1 protein-coding gene and 1 pseudogene are annotated in these 610 nt (G+C 48.2%); both read left to right on the top strand.

Going from position 1 to position 610, the window contains the following annotated elements; genetic code table 11:
• Window positions 1-349 (top strand): annotated as a pseudogene (locus ACS8FC_RS18965) (type II secretion system protein N); the annotation flags it as partial.
• Window positions 350-427: 78 nt separating this feature from the next.
• A partial coding sequence (locus ACS8FC_RS18960; RefSeq protein ID WP_439297929.1) for a hypothetical protein occupies window positions 428-610 on the top strand: 183 nt, incomplete at its 3' end.

The following is a 610-nucleotide window of genomic DNA, read 5'->3' as shown; positions in this document are numbered from 1 at the left end:
ACTACAAGATACGCCGCCTGAACCGACAGAGACGAATGGTGAAAGCAGTCCGCAAACGGCGATTGAAGAGGCGGTCACCGCGCTGCAGGAAAACCCCGCCAGTTATCTGAGCAAAATGGGGGTGATGGCATCAGGAGAAAGCTACCAAGTCACTGCCGCGATGCCCTCAAAACTGCGTAACCGTCTAGGGCTTGAGCCAGGCGACAAGGTCATATCGGTTAATGGGCAAAATGTGGGCAATAATCCCGCGCAAGATGCAGGTGTATTACAGCAAGTACAGCAAGCAGGCGAAGCACAAATCGAGGTTCAACGTGGTGAGCAAGTTATTACTATCCGTCAACAGTTCTAATAAGACGGACTTTTAGCAAAAATTGCTCGTTAAAAACTCAGTACATATGACGCAATATCACTGTAGGTAATTATCAATATGGTAAGTTTTCATCAATTTTCAGCCACACCTTTACACCGTATCCTGCCGCGTTTGATGCGCCTGTGTCGTCCTCTTTGCCTAGCTGTACCCTTATGGGCTGCTAGCATGGGCCTAGCGAGTGCTGAGAGCTGGAAGGTCAACTTGCAAGATGCTGATATCAAAGCCTTTATTAATGAGGTA

It is taken from the genome of Psychrobacter sp. 1Y4, from assembly GCF_051847555.1.
The sequence above is the reverse complement of the archived record's forward strand: the minus strand, read 5'-3'. Positions and strand labels throughout refer to the sequence as shown.